We start from the raw sequence: 13,844 nt of genomic DNA on the forward strand, positions 1-13,844 counted from the left end.
CTCACGGTGGAGGCATTCTCATCTCTTTTATCAGGCCGTAAGGCGGAATCCGTATTAGCTCAGGACGCGGCGAACGCCCAGGCGCACCCGGCCCAGGGCAGGCACCTCGTCGAAGTGAACCGCCAGCACCGAGTCACCGTAGGGCGTCAGCAGCAGCGGGCCGCCCTCCAGATCAAGCAGCAGGTCGTTCCAGGTGTCGACTCCAGTGGCGGCCTGTAGACTTTGCAGAACAGCCCGCGCCGCGCTGATCATGCTGAGACTGATGTCCCCATCGCCCACGGCGGCTTCCACGCGACCGTTTACGCCAATGAGGGCCGCACCCTGGACGCCGCGTACATCCAGCAGCGGAGTGAGCGTGGGTCGGGTCATAGGCCCTCGGCGTCGGGCAAGTCGAAGGCGTCGAGGGCAAGCTTGGCGAGCACCTGCTGCGTAGGCCGCGTGTCGATGCCGCGTGTGACGGCGGCCCCCAGCACGAATTTTCCGGTCGCCAGTGCCACCACTTCGAGTTTCTCGGTAGTAAAGGCGATGCGGGTGACTCGTCCGGCCTGAAGGTTGGTGCCGGTGCGGTTGATCCAGTGGCGTAATTCGGCGAGTTCGGCCGCCAGCACGTCGCCTTCCCCGATCATTTCGAGGGGCAGTCCGTCGGGTCCGACCAGCACGCCAGCCACGATGCCGGGCTGCTGCCGCAAGGGGTCGAGCTTCATAGTTGGGCCTCCAGTTGCTTGGCGGCGGCGCGTCCGTACAGCCGGGCCTGTCCCAGGTTGCTGCGGTCGTCGATGGCGAGCAGCAGGAAAAACTCGGCGTTGATGGGCTGCAGGTACACACTGAGCGTTTCGCCCCGCAGGTACAGTTCACGGGTATGTCCCCCGCTGAGGGTGTCGTAGGCGGCGTTGCAGGCCCTCAGCAGCCCGGCGTGTTCGGCGACCAGCAGGTTGAGGTCTGCCGAGGTGGGGCAGTAGCCCTCGACCAGCAGACCGTCAAGCCCGCCGATGGCCGCGCCCCACGCGCCGCTGACATCGGTCACAAGTTGAGTGAGAACAGAGAGCATCTGACCTTCATCATACGTGCCGCCGCCTTGCACCGCACTGACTGAAACGGCAGGAAAAAGCGAAAAATTCACTTGCCTCAACTTGAAAGCACGGTGTAACTTCCCAGTCGTGCATTCGGTTTGCTTTACGAAGTAAAAAAGTATAAAATTACGTCTATAAAAGAATAAATCTTCCTTGACCGGAGGGAGAATGGTGCGTCCAGCAGAGAAAAAGAGCTGGGAGGCCAGATAGCGCGGCGCACTTTCGTGTTGCTGACGGGAAGCCTAATGGCTGTGGGATGACGCCGGGTCATTTAGTAATCTAAACCATTATTAAAGAAACAAATTCGTTTACAAAAATGTGATTTGGCTCTATAGTTTGGAGGTCGAAGGGGGATGCCTTCCTGGCGCCCGCCTCTCGCTTCCTCGCCTTCCTCCTCGAATCACTTCTGACCGCCTAAGGAGGCGTTGTTATGACCCAGACCCAAACCGCTGCCCGCACTTTCGTGGACACCGTGACCTACCGCCCCGGAGCCGTCATCCTCTACCCCGGCAAGAGCGACATGCTCTACCGCGTCGCCAGCGGACTGGTGCGCGTGCATACCATGGACGATGACGGCAACGGCCTGACCCTGCGCTACGTCAAGCCCGGCGAGTACTTCGGTGAAGAAGCCCTGGCAGGCGTGAGCCGCGCCTACTTCGCCGAGGCCGTGACCGACAGCGCCATCGACATCATCAACCCCGCCCTGATGAGCGCCGAGGACAACCTGGTGGTGACCACCCACCTCGTCCGCACGCTGGAACGCGCCTACGAGAGCATCTACCGCTTGGTCGGCAAGCGCCTGCGCGCCCGCATCGCTGGAGAGCTGCTCGAACTCAAGGACACCGCCCTCGCCACGCAGCTCGACAGCGGCGAAGTGATGATCTACGCCACCCACGACGAACTCGCCGCCGCCGTCGGCAGTGTGCGCGAAACCGTGACCAAGGTGGTCGGTGAACTCAGCCGCGAAGGGGTCATCAGCGCCGGATACGGCAAGATCACCCTCAAGGACGAAAGCGCCCTGGCGAGCATCGCCGCTGCCTGACCTGTCTTCCCCTGTCCCCCGTGTCAGCCCTGGCCGGGGGGCTTTTGCCGTGCCAGAGCCGCAAAAGCGCGGAAGTACCGGGTCATCTGTGAGTTCTGTTGTTGCCTTGGAGACGGTTTATGTTCAAGATGACGGAGATATGAACGAAGCCCTGCTGCGCGCCCTGAGTACCGTCAATGACCCCGAGTTGCACCGCGACCTGGTGTCGCTGGGCATGATTGAACGTGCGGCGCTCAGCGGCAACGTGGCGCAGGTCAAGGTCAACCTGACCACGCCTGCCTGCCCCCTCAAAGGCAAAATCGAGCACGACGTGCGTGAAGCGCTGTTGCAGGTGCCGGGTGTGGGGAGGGTCGAAGTCGAGTTCGGGGCGATGGTGCGCCCGCCGAGTCAGCCCCCTCTTCCCGGCGTCAAGCATGTGGTGCTGGTCGGCAGTGGCAAGGGTGGCGTGGGCAAGAGCAGCGTGGCGGTCAATCTGGCGGCCTCGCTCGCCCGCGACGGCGCAAGGGTCGGTCTGCTCGACGCCGACGTGTACGGTCCCTCGGTGGCGCACATGCTGGGGCAGGCGCAGGCCCGCGTGAGCGCCAACGAGGACCGCAAGATGCTGCCCATCGAGGCGTGCGGAGTGCGCTTTATCAGCATGGCGAACCTGTCGCCCGCCGGACAGGCGCTGGTGTGGCGTGGCCCCATGCTGCACTCGGCCATTCAGCAGTTTCTCAAGGACGCGGCCTGGGGCGAACTCGATTACCTGATGGTCGACCTGCCGCCGGGCACCGGTGACGTGCAACTCTCGCTGACCCAGACCATTCAGGTCACGGGCGCGGTCATCGTCACCACGCCGCAGGACGTGGCCCTGATCGACGCGGCGCGGGCCATCGACATGTTCCGCAAGGCCAGCGTGCCCGTGCTGGGGCTGGTCGAGAACATGAGCTATTTCGTGGCTCCCGACACTGGGCACGTGTACGACATTTTCGGACGAGGTGGCAGCCGCAAGCTAGGCGAACAGTACCCGCTGCTGGGCGAGATTCCGCTGGATGTCGAGGTGCGTAAAGATGCCGATGCCGGAACCCCGGCGGTTCTGGCCCATCCGGACAGCGCGGCAGCCCTGGCCCTGCGCGGCGTGGCCCGTGCCCTGGCGGGGCAAATCAGCGTCCGTACCCTCAGCGACCTGCCGGAGCAATTGCCCGTCGTATGACCGCGCAACCGTTGCCCTTGCCCCCGAACCCAGACACCGAACAGGTGCCCGAACGCACCAAGACCCGGCTCCTCGAACTGCTCAAGCGGCACGGGCCGCAGACCGCGCAGACCCTGGCGGCGCGGCTGCAAATCACCACGCCCGCCGCCCGGCGGCACCTCAGCGACTTGCAGGAGCAGACGCTGGTGCAGGCCCAGATCGAAAAACCCGGCGGGCGGGGGCGGCCCCAGCACGTCTTCCGGCTGACCGACCACGGCGACGAGCGGGCCTTTCCCAAGACCTACAGCGCCCTGTGCCTCGACCTGTTGCAGGAGGTCGCGCAGCTTTATGGCGAGGAAGCCGTGACACGCGTCTTGCAGGCCCGCAGCGAACGCTTGGGCGCGTGGCTGAGCACCGAGCTTCCGGCGGATTGGCCCCTGGAAGCCCGACTGGGCCGAATGGTCGAACTGCTGACCGACATGGGCTTCGATGCCAGTCTGGAGCGGCAAGGCGGCACCTGGTTTCTGGTGCAGCGCAACTGCCCGACCTTGCAGGTGGCCCGCGTGCACAAATCCCTGTGCCTGTGCGAAATGGAAATGTACGGCCAGGTGCTGGGGGTGTCCATTGGGCGTGAGGAACATATGGCCTGTGGACAAAGCGCCTGCCGCTACCGACTCGAATCGTTAAGCTAAGGACGTCGAAGCCTAACATTTCGCATTTCCGGAACAGAGCCGAAGAACGCTTCATACCCGGTTCAACGTCCTTTTTTCGGGTACTCGCTTCGCTCGGTTCGTCTTGAGATGAACTTCGACCTCCTCAAGCCGTTCCCCTTCTCTTTCCCGAGGCATCTATGTCCGTATCTCACCCTCCTGTCGCCTTGCCCGTCAGCGGCCCGCTCTACTCGGTGGTCGCGTGGCCTCCGGAGGTGCTGGATACCTGGATGCGGCGTATTCAGGAACGCTTGCAGGTGCGGGGGTTCGGGGTGCCGCACCTCAACCTGCGTGCGCCCTTTCAGACTTCGCTGGGCAGCGCCGAACTGCTGGCGGCCTACCGCGAGGTGCTGCGCTCTCAGCCCGCCCTGGACGTGTGGGTCAAGGGCTGGAAACAGGTGCCCGGCGTCATCTTTCTGGAATGTGAACTTGGGGAAGAACTCGCTGAATTGCACAGGCGACTGCTGGACGCCGTGCCGTCGAGCCGCTCGCCCTTCGACGGAGACGCGTATCGCCCCCATCTGACGTTGGCGCTGGGCGTGCTGCCCTGGGCCGCCGACGAACTCTGGGCCGAGGTGCAGCGCGAAGTGCCGCCCGTCCAGCACTTCCGCGTCGAGGCGCTCAGCCTGACCCGTGAGGAACTGGGCGAGGTGCAGGAGTTGCACACTTTTCCGCTGGTGCAGATGGCAGATGGCTGAGAGCAGATGGCGCAGAGCAAGAGCAGAAACCCCCACCGCTCAGAAGGTCGGTGGGGGTTCTGTCTGCTTTGCTCAGCCCAGCAGGCTGCCCACGCCTTCGAGGAACTTTTCGTAGCCCGCGAAGTCGAGCTGCTGCTCGTTGTCGGACAGGGCGGTGGCGGGGCTGGGGTGGACTTCGACGTGAATGCCGTCAGCGCCGACCGCCAGGGCGGCCTTGGCGAGCGGAATCAGCAGGTCGCGGCGTCCGGCGGCGTGGGTCACGTCCACGATGACGGGCAGGTGGGTTTCTTGCTTGGCGAGGGCCACCGCCGACAGGTCGAGGGTGTTGCGCGTCCACTTTTCGTAGGTGCGGATGCCGCGCTCGCACAGGATGACCTCGTTGTTGCCTTCCGAGAGGACGTACTCGGCGGCGTAGAGCCATTCTTCGATGGTGGCGCTCAGGCCGCGCTTGAGCAGCACCGGGCGACGGGCACGGCCCACTTCGCGCAGCAGGGCGAAGTTGTGCATGTTGCGTGCGCCGATTTGCAGAATGTCGGCGTACTCGGCGACCACGTCCACGTCGCGGGTGTCCATCACTTCGGTCACGAACAGTTGACCGTTGGCCTTCGCCACGCGGCTGCCCAGAATCAGGCCGTCCACGCCCATGCCCTGAAAGCCGTAGGGACTGGTGCGGGGCTTGTACGCGCCGCCGCGCAGAATCTTGACGCCCTTGGACGCCAGAAACTCGGCGGTCTGCTCCATCTGCTCCTCGGACTCGATGGAACAGGGGCCAGCGATGATGACGGGCTTCTCGCCGCCGCCGATCCGCACGCCGTCGATGTCCAGTACGGTGTCTTCGGCCTTGACCTTGCGCGACACGAGCAGTTGCTTCTTGTCGTTGCTTTCTTCGAGGGCGAGGCTGGCGCGGAAGATTTCCTTGAAGATGGTTTTGATGGTCGCCGTGGGGAAGGGACCGGGGTTGAGCTTTTCCAGTTCCTTGAGCTGCTGCTCCTCGCGGGCGGGGTCGTAATGGTTGGGGCGGCCCTCGGCTGTCTTGGCGTGACCGATTTGGGCCACCACTTCGCCTCGGCGCGACATCAGGGCGAGGAGTTCACGGTTAATCTGGTCCACTTCGGCGCGGAGTTCGTCAATGCTGCGGGACGGGGTCATGCTCCGCAGTGTAGTCAAGCCCACGAGTTTTGGCCCGGCGCGGGGCTAGTCAATTGAAACAAGGTGTCTAAATTGGATGAGAAGGTCGGCCCTTTGGGTCACGGGGTGTGGCACTGAGAGCAGATAGCAGATGGCTTCCGGCTGAGCGCACACCTCTGCATGACTAGGAGCCGCTTAGCCATTCTTTATTCGCCCGGCACCTCTGGCACGTTGACCATGTGAACCGCCACCCGCGAGAGCGCCGCGTACAGTTCACGCGCTTCGGCGTCGGCAATGGTGGGGGTGTCGCGCAGGGCCGCATTCATGCAGGCCAGCCACGCCCGCGCCCGCTGCGGCGTGATTTCAAAAGGCAGGTGCCGCGCCCGCAACCGGGGGTGTCCGTAGAGTTCGTGGTAGAGCGGCGGCCCCCCGGTAAAGCCGCTCAGAAACGCGAACTGCTTGCGGGCCGTTTCGGTCAGGTCGGCAGGAAAAATGGGCGCGAGGTCGGGGTCACGGGCAACGCGGGCGTAAAAGCGCTGCACCAGTTCCGCCAGCGCGTCGGGGCCGATGCGGTCGTACAGCGGGGCAGCCGGGTCGAGGGAAGAAGGCGGCAAAGACACGCCCGGAAGGTAGCAGCCCGCAGCAGAGGCCACAAGAAAAACGGGCCGCCCTGGAGGAGAGAGGCGGCCCGTCTTTGGGGGGTTCCGGGGCAAAATTTAGTGTGAAAAACCTTTCAAAATCCTGACGGGGCTGTGGGACGTTGAACTCGCCCTCAGCGCCGCAATTGACCGTGCGTTTCCAGCGCGTAGCGGTCGGTCATCCCGGCGATGTGGTCGCAGATGGCCCGCCGCAGCCCGTCGCGCTCGATGCGGGCACGCGGGCGTGGGGGCAACAGGCCGGGGCGCTGCTCGAAGGCGGTGAACAGGTCGGTCAGCACCTGCTCGGCCTGGTAGACCTGCCGCTCGACCTGCCAGTGGCGGTAGAGATGTTCGCGCAAAAACTCCGCCGTTTCGCGCAGTTTGCCGCGCAGTTCGGGGCTGTAGGTCACGAGGCGCTGGGGTTGCGCGGTCACGTCGCCCGGCGTCTGCACACCACTGGCGGCGACAGCGGCGGCAGTGCTCTCGCCCAGGTCGCTGATGAGCCAGCCCAGCAGTTCACTTTGCAGGGGGCGCCACTGCTCCGGCGCGGGGTGGGCCGTGACGCCAGCGCGGGTCAGCAGGTCGCGCCACAGCGGCAGTTCCAGCAAGGCGTCGGGGTGCAGCAGGCCACTTCTCAGGCCGTCGTCGAGGTCGTGGGCGGTGTAGGCCAGCGCGTCGGCGGCGTCCACTATCTGCGCTTCCAAGCTGGGCTGGCGGGTGTCGGGGGGCAAGTGGGCGCGGTCATGCTTGTTCAGGCCGTCGAGGGTATCCAGCGTCAGGTTCAGGCCCGGTTTGCCGCCCGAGCGTTCTTCCAGCAGCGTCACCATGCGCCGGGCCTGCGCGTTGTGGTCGAAGCCGCCGTCTTCCCGCATCAGGGCGTCCAGCAGCCGCTCTCCGGCGTGACCGAAAGGCGGGTGCCCCAGGTCGTGGGCGAGGGCCACCGTTTCCGCCAGCGTTTCGTTCAGCCCCAGCGTCAGCGCCAGCGAGCGGGCCACCTGCTGCACCTCCAGCGTGTGGGTCAGCCGGGTGCGGTAGTGGTCGCCCAGCGCCGGAGCGTTCAGGAACACCTGCGTTTTGGCCTCCAGCCGCCGGAACGCCTTGGTGTGCAGCACGCGGTCCCGGTCTTTCTGGAAGGCGGTGCGGGTCGGGCTCTCCTCCTCGGCGTGCTCGCGCCGGGCGTCCCGGCTGAGGCGGGCGTAGGGAGCCAGAAAAGCGGCCTCACGGCTCTCTAGGTCGGCGCGGCTGAACATGAAGCCAGCATAGGGGAGGCCAGCATGGGGCGCGAACCCTCTACACTCGCCCTATGTCCACGCAAACCCTCTATGACGGTCATATCGTCAAACTCGAACTTCAGGACGGCAAGTGGGAAGTGGTGCGCCACGCCGACGCGGTGACGGTGCTGGTGCTGAACGAAGCGGGCGAGATGCTGCTGGTGCGCCAGTCGCGCCGCGCGGTCGGGGCGGTGACGGTCGAAGCCCCGGCGGGCCTGATAGACGACGGCGAAACCCCCGAAGCCGCCGCCCGGCGCGAGTTGCAGGAAGAAGCGGGCCTGGATGCCGACATGACGCTGCTCACGCGCTTTTATTCCAGCCCCGGCTTTTGCGACGAGCACCTGTTCGTCTTCGAGGCCAAGAATCCGCGCGAGTCGCGCCTGCCGATGGACGAAGACGAGGACATTGAAGTGCTGTGGATGAAGCCGCAAAGCGTGCTGGACGGCCTGCGTGACGGGTCGCTGGTCGGTAGTGCCACCACCGTCACGGCGGCGCTATACGGGGTGCTGCGGCTGGGGGGCGGCGCATGAAGACCTATGTTTCGCCCGGTCAGCGGCCCGACACCGAAACCGTCATCGCCATCGGGTCGTTCGACGGGGTGCATCTGGGGCATCAGGCGCTGCTGGCCCAACTCAAGGCCAAGGCGCGGGAATACCGCGTGCCCAGCGTGGTCTACACCTTCGACCCGCCGACGCGGGTGCTGACCCAGGGCGTCGAGTTTCTGTCCACGCTGCCCGAAAAGCTCGACCTGCTGCGGCTGTACGGCATAGACGAAACGATTGCCGTGCCCTTTACCGCCGAGTTTGCCGCCCGGCCCAAGGACGCCTTTTTGGACGACCTGCGGGTGATGCGGCCCCGCGCCATCGTGGTGGGCGAGGACTTCCACTTTGGCAAGGCGCGGGCTGGGGGCGTGGGCGACCTGCGCGGGGTGGTGGGCGACGTGGTGTCGCTGCCCATGCACCAGCTCGGCGGCGACGACATCAAGAGCACCCGCATTCGCGCCCTGCTGCGCGGCGGCGATGTGGAGGGCGCGGCGCGGCTGCTGGGTCGTCCCTACGATGCCCAGGGTGTGGTGGTGCGCGGCGACCAACTGGGGCGCACCATCGGCTGGCCTACTGCCAACCTGCGCGTTTCGGAGGGCAAACTGCTGCCGCTGGGCGTGTTCGCCGTCATCGTTCTGGACGACAAGGAGCGGCGCTGGCCGGGCATGGCGAACATCGGGATGCGGCCTACTGTCGGCGGCACCGAGCGGCGCTTCGAGGTCAACCTGTTCGACTTTGAAGGCGACCTCTACGGCGAGGAATTGCAAGTGCGCTTCGTCTCCCGCCTGCGCGGCGAGCAGAAATTCAGCGGCCTGGACGAATTGCGGGCACAACTGGGCCGGGACGCGGCGGCGGCGCGGGAGGTGCTGGGCCAGCCCTGATCCCTTACTGCGGCGCGCCGAAAGACTGCCCCCAGTACAGGCTGTAGGGGCTGCCGATGACCTGCGCCCTCCCCACGCCGAGTTCGGTGAAAGCGGGGTTCATCAGGTTGACGCAGTGGCCGGGACTCTTGAGCCAGCCGTCCACCACCGACGCGGGGGTGGCGTACCCGGCGGCGATGTTCTCGCCTGCCGTCCGCCAGACATACCCCGCCGCCGTGACGCGCTCGCTGAACTTGACGCCCTCTGGGGTGGTGTGTTCGAAGTAGCTGCGTTTGCCCATGTCGAGGGCGTGGTTGCGGGCCGCGTGCGCGAGGCGGTCATTCCACTTCAGGGGCGGCGCGGGTGCGTAGGTGGTGCCGCCGCAGGTGGCTCCCCTGGCCCGGATGTCGTTGGTCAGGCGCAGCACTTCGAGTTCGGCAGCGTCGGCGCTGCGGTCACTCTCGGGATACCAGACGTAGCCGCTGCTCGGTGTGGGCGTCGGGACGGGTGCCGGGGCAGGCGGCGTGGGCACAGTGACCTGCACCGGAAAACTCAGTTCGTGGCGGCTGCCGTCGGTCATGTTGAAGGTCAGGCTGACGGTGCCGCTGCCGCTCTGGGTGCCGGAGGTCAGACGCACCTGTCCGCCCTGTGCCGTCACGTTCTGCAACTCGGCGCGGCTGACCAGCGGCGTGGTGGCGAGTTCGACGCTCCGCACCGACCCCTGGTAGCTCAGGACGCTGCTGCCGCCCGTATTCAGGCTGACGCCGCCCTGAGGCACGCTGACCGTGACCGTCTGGGGCGCGGCCCTGACCGTCAGCACCACTTCGGCGCTGCGGGTGGCGTCCTGCACGCTGCTGACCAGCACGCGCACCTGTCCGGCGGCTGAAGTGGAGGCCACGCTCAGGCGGGCGGTGCCGTCACTGGCCTCCTGCAAAGTCGCTTGCACGCCTGCGCCGCTCTGAACCTGCCAGCGCACCGCCGAGCTGTAGGCTCCGCTGCCGCTCACGCTGCTGCGGAGGGTGGTCACGTCCCCGGCTTGCAGGGTGGTCACGTCGGCGCTGACGTTGACGGCGCTCACCTGGGCGGGCTGCTCGGTCACGTCCACGACCATCTGGCCCTGACGCACCAGCCCCGCCGCCGTACCGACCACCGTAATCACGTAGCGCCCTGCCGAAGCCTGCGCCGCGTCCACGTTCAGCACCTCGCCGCTGAGGCTCACGCGCAACTGGGCCGGGGCCGACACCGCCGAGAGCTGAATGTCGCCGCTCAGCCCCGCGCTGCGTGAGAGGGTCAGGGGGACGGCCTGTCCCTGCCCCTGCATCAGCGTGACCTGGGCGGGCAGGCTCAGGCCGAAATCGGGGGCGACGGGGGTGGGCGTGGGGGCTGGGATCGGTACGGGCGCGGGCAGCGGAGCGGGCGTCGGCGCAGGCGCACTCGCCGGGGCGCTGACCGTCACCTGCACGCTGGCGCGGCTCTGTACCTGGCCCCACACGCCGGTCAGGGTGAGGGTGTACTGGCCCGGCGCAGTGTCCTGGGCCTGCAAACGCAGCGTGTCGCCTTCCAGCTGGGCCGTCAGTCCGGCAGGTGCGCCGCTGATGTCCACCCGGTCGGGTCGCGCCGAGGTCGTCACCTTCAGGCCGACGGCTTCGCCACTTCGCAGCGCCACCACCGTCTGGCTGAGGGCCAGGGTCGGGGTCGGCGCGGGCGTCGCACTGCGCGGCGTGGGCTGCGGCTCAGCGGGCACCGGAGCCTGAGGACTGCCCCCGCAGGCACTCAACCAGCCACACAGGGCCAGGGCAAGCATGGGGCGACGTGCAAGGGACAGGGCAGGGCGGCAGGCAGGCATATCGGCTCCTTGGGGGTGGGGGTGAGAAGTGAGGGGGCAGGTCGTCAGACCCGAAGTGAAGCGACTATAAAAACCGTCCTCAAACGAAAACCTCACAGAGCTTCCAGCCGGGGTGAGCCTTCATTCCGGGCCATTTCCCAGGCACGCAGAGTCGGAGGCGCCCAGAGTCTGTGCCCTCCGCCTCATGGCCCGAGCGCCTACTCTGGAGGCATGACCACTTCTCCTGTCTTGCCGCTCGTGCTGCATCTGGGCTATTCCTTTTGCCCCAATGACACCTTCATTTTTCACGCGCTGCACGCTGGGCTGGTGCAGGGGCCGCTGCCCGTGCAGGAAATACTGGAAGACGTACAGACCCTCAACGAGTGGGCGGTGCAGGGCCGATTGCCGATGACCAAAATCAGTTACCGCGCCTATTTCGACGTGATGGAGCAGTATGTGGCGCTGCGTTCCGGCGGGGCGCTGGGCCGGGGGGTGGGGCCGCTCATCGTGACCCGGCCCGGCGTGCGAGACCTGAATGGGCTGCGGGTGGCCTCGCCCGGCGCACTCACCACCGCCGAACTGCTGCTGCGCCTCTCTCATCCGGGTTGCGAAGTCGTGCGGATGCGCTACGACGAGGTCATGCCCGCCGTGCAGCGCGGCGAATACCTGGGCCAACCCATCGGTGCGGGCCTGATTATTCACGAGTCGCGCTTTACCTACCCCGACTACAGGCTGGAAAAATTTCAGGACCTCGGCGCGTGGTGGGAGGGCGAAACCGGGCTGCCGCTGCCGCTGGGCGCGATTCTGGTGCGGCGTGACCTGCCCGCGCCGACCCAGCTCGCTCTGCAAGACGCCGTGCGCCGCAGCCTGGAGTACGCCTACGCCCACCCCGGCGCGTCCCGCGAGTACATCCGGCAGCACGCGCTGGAAATGTCGGACGAGGTGATGCAGGCCCACATTGACCTCTATGTCAATCCGCTGAGTGTGGATGTCGGCGCGGAAGGCGAGCAGGCCGTGCGCGAACTGCTGCGCCGGGGGCAAGCTGCGGGAGCCGTGCGCCCGACGGACTCGTCTTTGCCCCTATTTGTAGAGTCCTGAGTCCCCGTTCGTGTTCTGTGAGACATTGGCGGGGGGGCTGCGTTAGGCTATAGGGGTGAGTAAGTCATCCGTGCCCGCCTTCCCTGCCATCGAAGTGCGCGGCCTGTCTAAAAGCTACGGCAAGACGGACGTGCTGTCCGACGTGTTCCTGAACGTGATTCCGGGGGAAGTCTACGCCCTGACCGGACCCAACGGCGCAGGCAAGACGACCCTGATTCGTATGCTGACCGGGCTGGCCTTTCCGACCAAGGGTGAAGTGCGGGTGATGGGGGTCAACGTCCACGCCGACGGCCCCCGCGCCCGGACCCTGATGGGAGCGGTGGTGGAAGCTCCGGCCAAGTTCTATCCGCAGTTCACCGGGCTGCAAAACCTCAGGTTCCAGGCCGACCTGACCGGTATGGGTGTGGGGCCGGCGCGCATCAGCGAGGTGATGGCGCTGCTTGAACTGACCAGTATGGCGCACCGCAAGGTCGGGGAATACTCGCTGGGGCAGCGGCAGCGGCTGGGCGTCGCCAGCGCCATCCTGACCGACCCCAAGGTGCTCATTCTGGACGAGCCGACCAGTGGCCTCGACCCCCTGGGCATCGGGCTGATTCACCGCATCGTGACCAGCATGGCGACCTCGGGCTGCGCGGTGGTCCTGAGCACCCACCACCTGCGCGAAATCGCCACCTACGCCCACACCGTCGGCATCATGACCGCCGGGCGGCTGGTGGACACGGTGGACCTGCGGACCCGCAACAACGCCTACCGTTTCCGTGTGGAAGACCCGGTCACCGTGGCGGCGATGCTGGAAAAACTGCCCTACGTGCGCCGGGCGACCCCGCGCCCACCCTACGCCGTCGCGCACCTGGGCAGCCAGTCCAACGTGCCCGAGGCGCTGGCGCATCTGGCGAACGAAGGCGTGGCCGTCTATGAGGTCACCCCCGACCACTTCGACCTGTACGAGTATTACCGTGAGCGTGTGGAGTACGCCTGATGCTGAGCCTGATTCTGCTGGAAATCCGTAAGCTGCTGGTCTCGCGCAGCGCCCGTATCGCCCCGGTGGTCTGTTTCCTGCTGCCGTTCCTGTGGTCGTTCGCGCCCCGCCTGGGCGAAATCATGCACGTCGACCTGATGAGCGGGTGGCAGTTGCCCGCCGTCAGCATCGGCCTGACCGTGCAGTTCCTGATGCCGCTCTTTATCGCCGTCACCGTCGCGGAAATGATCGGCGGCGAGGTCGCGCACGGCACCCTGGCCCCGCTGCTGCTGCGCCCGGTCAGCCGCACCCGCGTCATCGTCAGCAAACTGGTGGTCGCGCTGCTGTTTCCGCTGGTGCTGGTGCTGGCGACCCTGCTCGGTTCGCTGCTGGCCGGGCTGCCGCATGGCTACGGCGAATTCATGGGCGGTACAGGTCTGGGGCCGGGCGGCTTTGCGGGCGTGGGCATGCTGTCGCCCTCGGCGGCGCTGGCCGAAGTGCTGCGCGGCAGCCTGCTGACCTGGATTCTGCTGCTGCCCTTCGCGGCGCTGGCGCTCTTTTTCGGTGTTCTGCTGCTCAACACCTCGGCGGCGGCCCTGGCGACCCTGGCGACCCTGATCGTGCTGCGCCTGCTGGTCGTCTTTCCCGACGCCATTCAGCGCATCCTGCTCACCAACTACTTCAACCTCTACGCCCTGCAGGGCGACATCACGCAGGCCATCATTCTGCTGCTGATCTATACGGTGGGCTTCAGCCTGATGGCGATTTTCGCCTTCGACCGCCGCGACGTTTGACGCGGGTCAGGACCCAAAGCAGGGGCTGGAAAGTTCGAT

16 protein-coding genes are annotated in these 13,844 nt (G+C 66.2%); 9 read left to right on the forward strand and 7 right to left on the reverse strand.

Features of this window, described 5'->3' with window-relative positions:
- Nucleotides 1–54: 54 nt before the first annotated feature.
- Genes Q4C89_RS04070 through Q4C89_RS04080 form a run of 3 tightly spaced genes read right to left on the reverse strand, consistent with a single transcriptional unit; the run spans nt 55 to nt 1,048 of the window.
- The gene (locus tag Q4C89_RS04070) at nt 55–369 is read right to left on the reverse strand and encodes a roadblock/LC7 domain-containing protein (protein ID WP_303101327.1); all 315 of its coding nucleotides are present in this window, start codon (nt 367–369) and stop codon (nt 55–57) included.
- A complete protein-coding gene (locus Q4C89_RS04075; RefSeq protein ID WP_303101328.1) occupies nt 366–704 on the reverse strand; it encodes a roadblock/LC7 domain-containing protein in 339 nt (112 codons plus the stop codon). The genes Q4C89_RS04070 and Q4C89_RS04075 overlap by 4 nt, the downstream gene beginning before the upstream one ends.
- Complete coding sequence (locus Q4C89_RS04080) at nt 701–1,048, reverse strand: roadblock/LC7 domain-containing protein (protein ID WP_303101329.1); 348 nt, start codon at nt 1,046–1,048, stop codon at nt 701–703. Before Q4C89_RS04080 ends, Q4C89_RS04075 begins: the two co-directional genes overlap by 4 nt.
- A gap of 452 nt (nt 1,049–1,500) precedes the next feature.
- On the opposite strand from Q4C89_RS04080, the gene Q4C89_RS04085 reads away from it, so the two are divergent.
- From Q4C89_RS04085 to Q4C89_RS04100, 4 genes are all read left to right on the forward strand, one after another.
- Entirely contained in the window at nt 1,501–2,112 is a 612-nt protein-coding gene (locus tag Q4C89_RS04085; RefSeq protein ID WP_303101330.1) for a helix-turn-helix domain-containing protein, read from the forward strand.
- 139 nt (nt 2,113–2,251) lie between these two features.
- On the forward strand, nt 2,252–3,304 hold the full coding sequence (locus Q4C89_RS04090) for an Mrp/NBP35 family ATP-binding protein (protein WP_303101331.1): 1,053 nt from the start codon (nt 2,252–2,254) through the stop codon (nt 3,302–3,304).
- Nucleotides 3,301–3,975 (forward strand): metalloregulator ArsR/SmtB family transcription factor, encoded by a 675-nt coding sequence (locus Q4C89_RS04095; protein ID WP_303101332.1) that lies wholly within the window; start codon nt 3,301–3,303, stop codon nt 3,973–3,975. Before Q4C89_RS04090 ends, Q4C89_RS04095 begins: the two co-directional genes overlap by 4 nt.
- A 158-nt stretch (nt 3,976–4,133) precedes the next feature.
- On the forward strand, nt 4,134–4,691 hold the full coding sequence (locus tag Q4C89_RS04100) for a 2'-5' RNA ligase family protein (protein WP_303101333.1): 558 nt from the start codon (nt 4,134–4,136) through the stop codon (nt 4,689–4,691).
- Between the two features lie 72 nt (nt 4,692–4,763).
- On the opposite strand, the gene Q4C89_RS04105 is transcribed toward Q4C89_RS04100, so the two are convergent.
- The 3 genes from Q4C89_RS04105 to dgt form a co-directional block, all read right to left on the reverse strand.
- Complete coding sequence (locus tag Q4C89_RS04105) at nt 4,764–5,840, reverse strand: bifunctional 3-deoxy-7-phosphoheptulonate synthase/chorismate mutase (RefSeq protein ID WP_303101334.1); 1,077 nt, start codon at nt 5,838–5,840, stop codon at nt 4,764–4,766.
- A gap of 185 nt (nt 5,841–6,025) precedes the next feature.
- Nucleotides 6,026–6,433 (reverse strand): globin, encoded by a 408-nt coding sequence (locus Q4C89_RS04110; RefSeq protein ID WP_303101364.1) that lies wholly within the window; start codon nt 6,431–6,433, stop codon nt 6,026–6,028.
- 158 nt (nt 6,434–6,591) lie between these two features.
- Nucleotides 6,592–7,707: a dGTP triphosphohydrolase gene (gene dgt / locus Q4C89_RS04115; RefSeq protein ID WP_303101335.1), complete on the reverse strand. Its 1,116-nt coding sequence runs from the start codon at nt 7,705–7,707 to the stop codon at nt 6,592–6,594.
- Nucleotides 7,708–7,760: 53 nt separating this feature from the next.
- Between dgt and Q4C89_RS04120 the strand changes: the two genes are divergently transcribed.
- Entirely contained in the window at nt 7,761–8,258 is a 498-nt protein-coding gene (locus Q4C89_RS04120) for an NUDIX hydrolase (protein ID WP_303101336.1), read from the forward strand.
- Nucleotides 8,255–9,151, forward strand: coding sequence for a riboflavin biosynthesis protein RibF (ribF, locus tag Q4C89_RS04125; RefSeq protein ID WP_303101337.1), 897 nt, complete (start codon nt 8,255–8,257; stop codon nt 9,149–9,151). The genes Q4C89_RS04120 and ribF overlap by 4 nt, the downstream gene beginning before the upstream one ends.
- Before the next feature lie 4 nt (nt 9,152–9,155).
- Here ribF and Q4C89_RS04130 read toward each other — a convergent pair whose 3' ends face one another.
- On the reverse strand, nt 9,156–10,976 hold the full coding sequence (locus Q4C89_RS04130; RefSeq protein WP_303101338.1) for a CAP domain-containing protein: 1,821 nt from the start codon (nt 10,974–10,976) through the stop codon (nt 9,156–9,158).
- Between the two features lie 210 nt (nt 10,977–11,186).
- Here Q4C89_RS04130 and Q4C89_RS04135 point away from each other — a divergent pair, with 210 nt between their 5' ends.
- From Q4C89_RS04135 to Q4C89_RS04145, 3 genes are read left to right on the forward strand one after another with little or no spacing between them, the layout of a single operon-like run.
- Nucleotides 11,187–12,053 (forward strand): 1,4-dihydroxy-6-naphthoate synthase, encoded by an 867-nt coding sequence (locus tag Q4C89_RS04135; RefSeq protein ID WP_303101339.1) that lies wholly within the window; start codon nt 11,187–11,189, stop codon nt 12,051–12,053.
- A 55-nt stretch (nt 12,054–12,108) separates the two neighbouring features.
- On the forward strand, nt 12,109–13,032 hold the full coding sequence (locus tag Q4C89_RS04140) for an ABC transporter ATP-binding protein (RefSeq protein ID WP_303101340.1): 924 nt from the start codon (nt 12,109–12,111) through the stop codon (nt 13,030–13,032).
- Nucleotides 13,032–13,805, forward strand: coding sequence for an ABC transporter permease subunit (locus tag Q4C89_RS04145; protein WP_303101341.1), 774 nt, complete (start codon nt 13,032–13,034; stop codon nt 13,803–13,805). The genes Q4C89_RS04140 and Q4C89_RS04145 overlap by 1 nt, the downstream gene beginning before the upstream one ends.
- Nucleotides 13,806–13,844: the final 39 nt, after the last annotated feature.

The organism is Deinococcus sp. (genome assembly GCF_030523985.1).
In the GTDB taxonomy this organism is placed as follows: Bacteria; Deinococcota; Deinococci; order Deinococcales; family Deinococcaceae; genus Deinococcus.

Coding starts and splice junctions, on each gene's coding strand:
- Q4C89_RS04105 (WP_303101334.1), bottom strand. CDS start 5,840: ATGACCCCGTCCCGCAGCATTGACGAACTCCGCGCCGAAGTGGACCAG.
- dgt (WP_303101335.1), bottom strand. CDS start 7,707: ATGTTCAGCCGCGCCGACCTAGAGAGCCGTGAGGCCGCTTTTCTGGCT.
- Q4C89_RS04120 (WP_303101336.1), top strand. CDS start 7,761: ATGTCCACGCAAACCCTCTATGACGGTCATATCGTCAAACTCGAACTT.
- ribF (WP_303101337.1), top strand. CDS start 8,255: ATGAAGACCTATGTTTCGCCCGGTCAGCGGCCCGACACCGAAACCGTC.
- Q4C89_RS04095 (WP_303101332.1), top strand. CDS start 3,301: ATGACCGCGCAACCGTTGCCCTTGCCCCCGAACCCAGACACCGAACAG.
- Q4C89_RS04130 (WP_303101338.1), bottom strand. CDS start 10,976: ATGCCTGCCTGCCGCCCTGCCCTGTCCCTTGCACGTCGCCCCATGCTT.
- Q4C89_RS04100 (WP_303101333.1), top strand. CDS start 4,134: ATGTCCGTATCTCACCCTCCTGTCGCCTTGCCCGTCAGCGGCCCGCTC.
- Q4C89_RS04085 (WP_303101330.1), top strand. CDS start 1,501: ATGACCCAGACCCAAACCGCTGCCCGCACTTTCGTGGACACCGTGACC.
- Q4C89_RS04075 (WP_303101328.1), bottom strand. CDS start 704: ATGAAGCTCGACCCCTTGCGGCAGCAGCCCGGCATCGTGGCTGGCGTG.
- Q4C89_RS04145 (WP_303101341.1), top strand. CDS start 13,032: ATGCTGAGCCTGATTCTGCTGGAAATCCGTAAGCTGCTGGTCTCGCGC.
- Q4C89_RS04070 (WP_303101327.1), bottom strand. CDS start 369: ATGACCCGACCCACGCTCACTCCGCTGCTGGATGTACGCGGCGTCCAG.
- Q4C89_RS04090 (WP_303101331.1), top strand. CDS start 2,252: ATGAACGAAGCCCTGCTGCGCGCCCTGAGTACCGTCAATGACCCCGAG.
- Q4C89_RS04135 (WP_303101339.1), top strand. CDS start 11,187: ATGACCACTTCTCCTGTCTTGCCGCTCGTGCTGCATCTGGGCTATTCC.
- Q4C89_RS04080 (WP_303101329.1), bottom strand. CDS start 1,048: ATGCTCTCTGTTCTCACTCAACTTGTGACCGATGTCAGCGGCGCGTGG.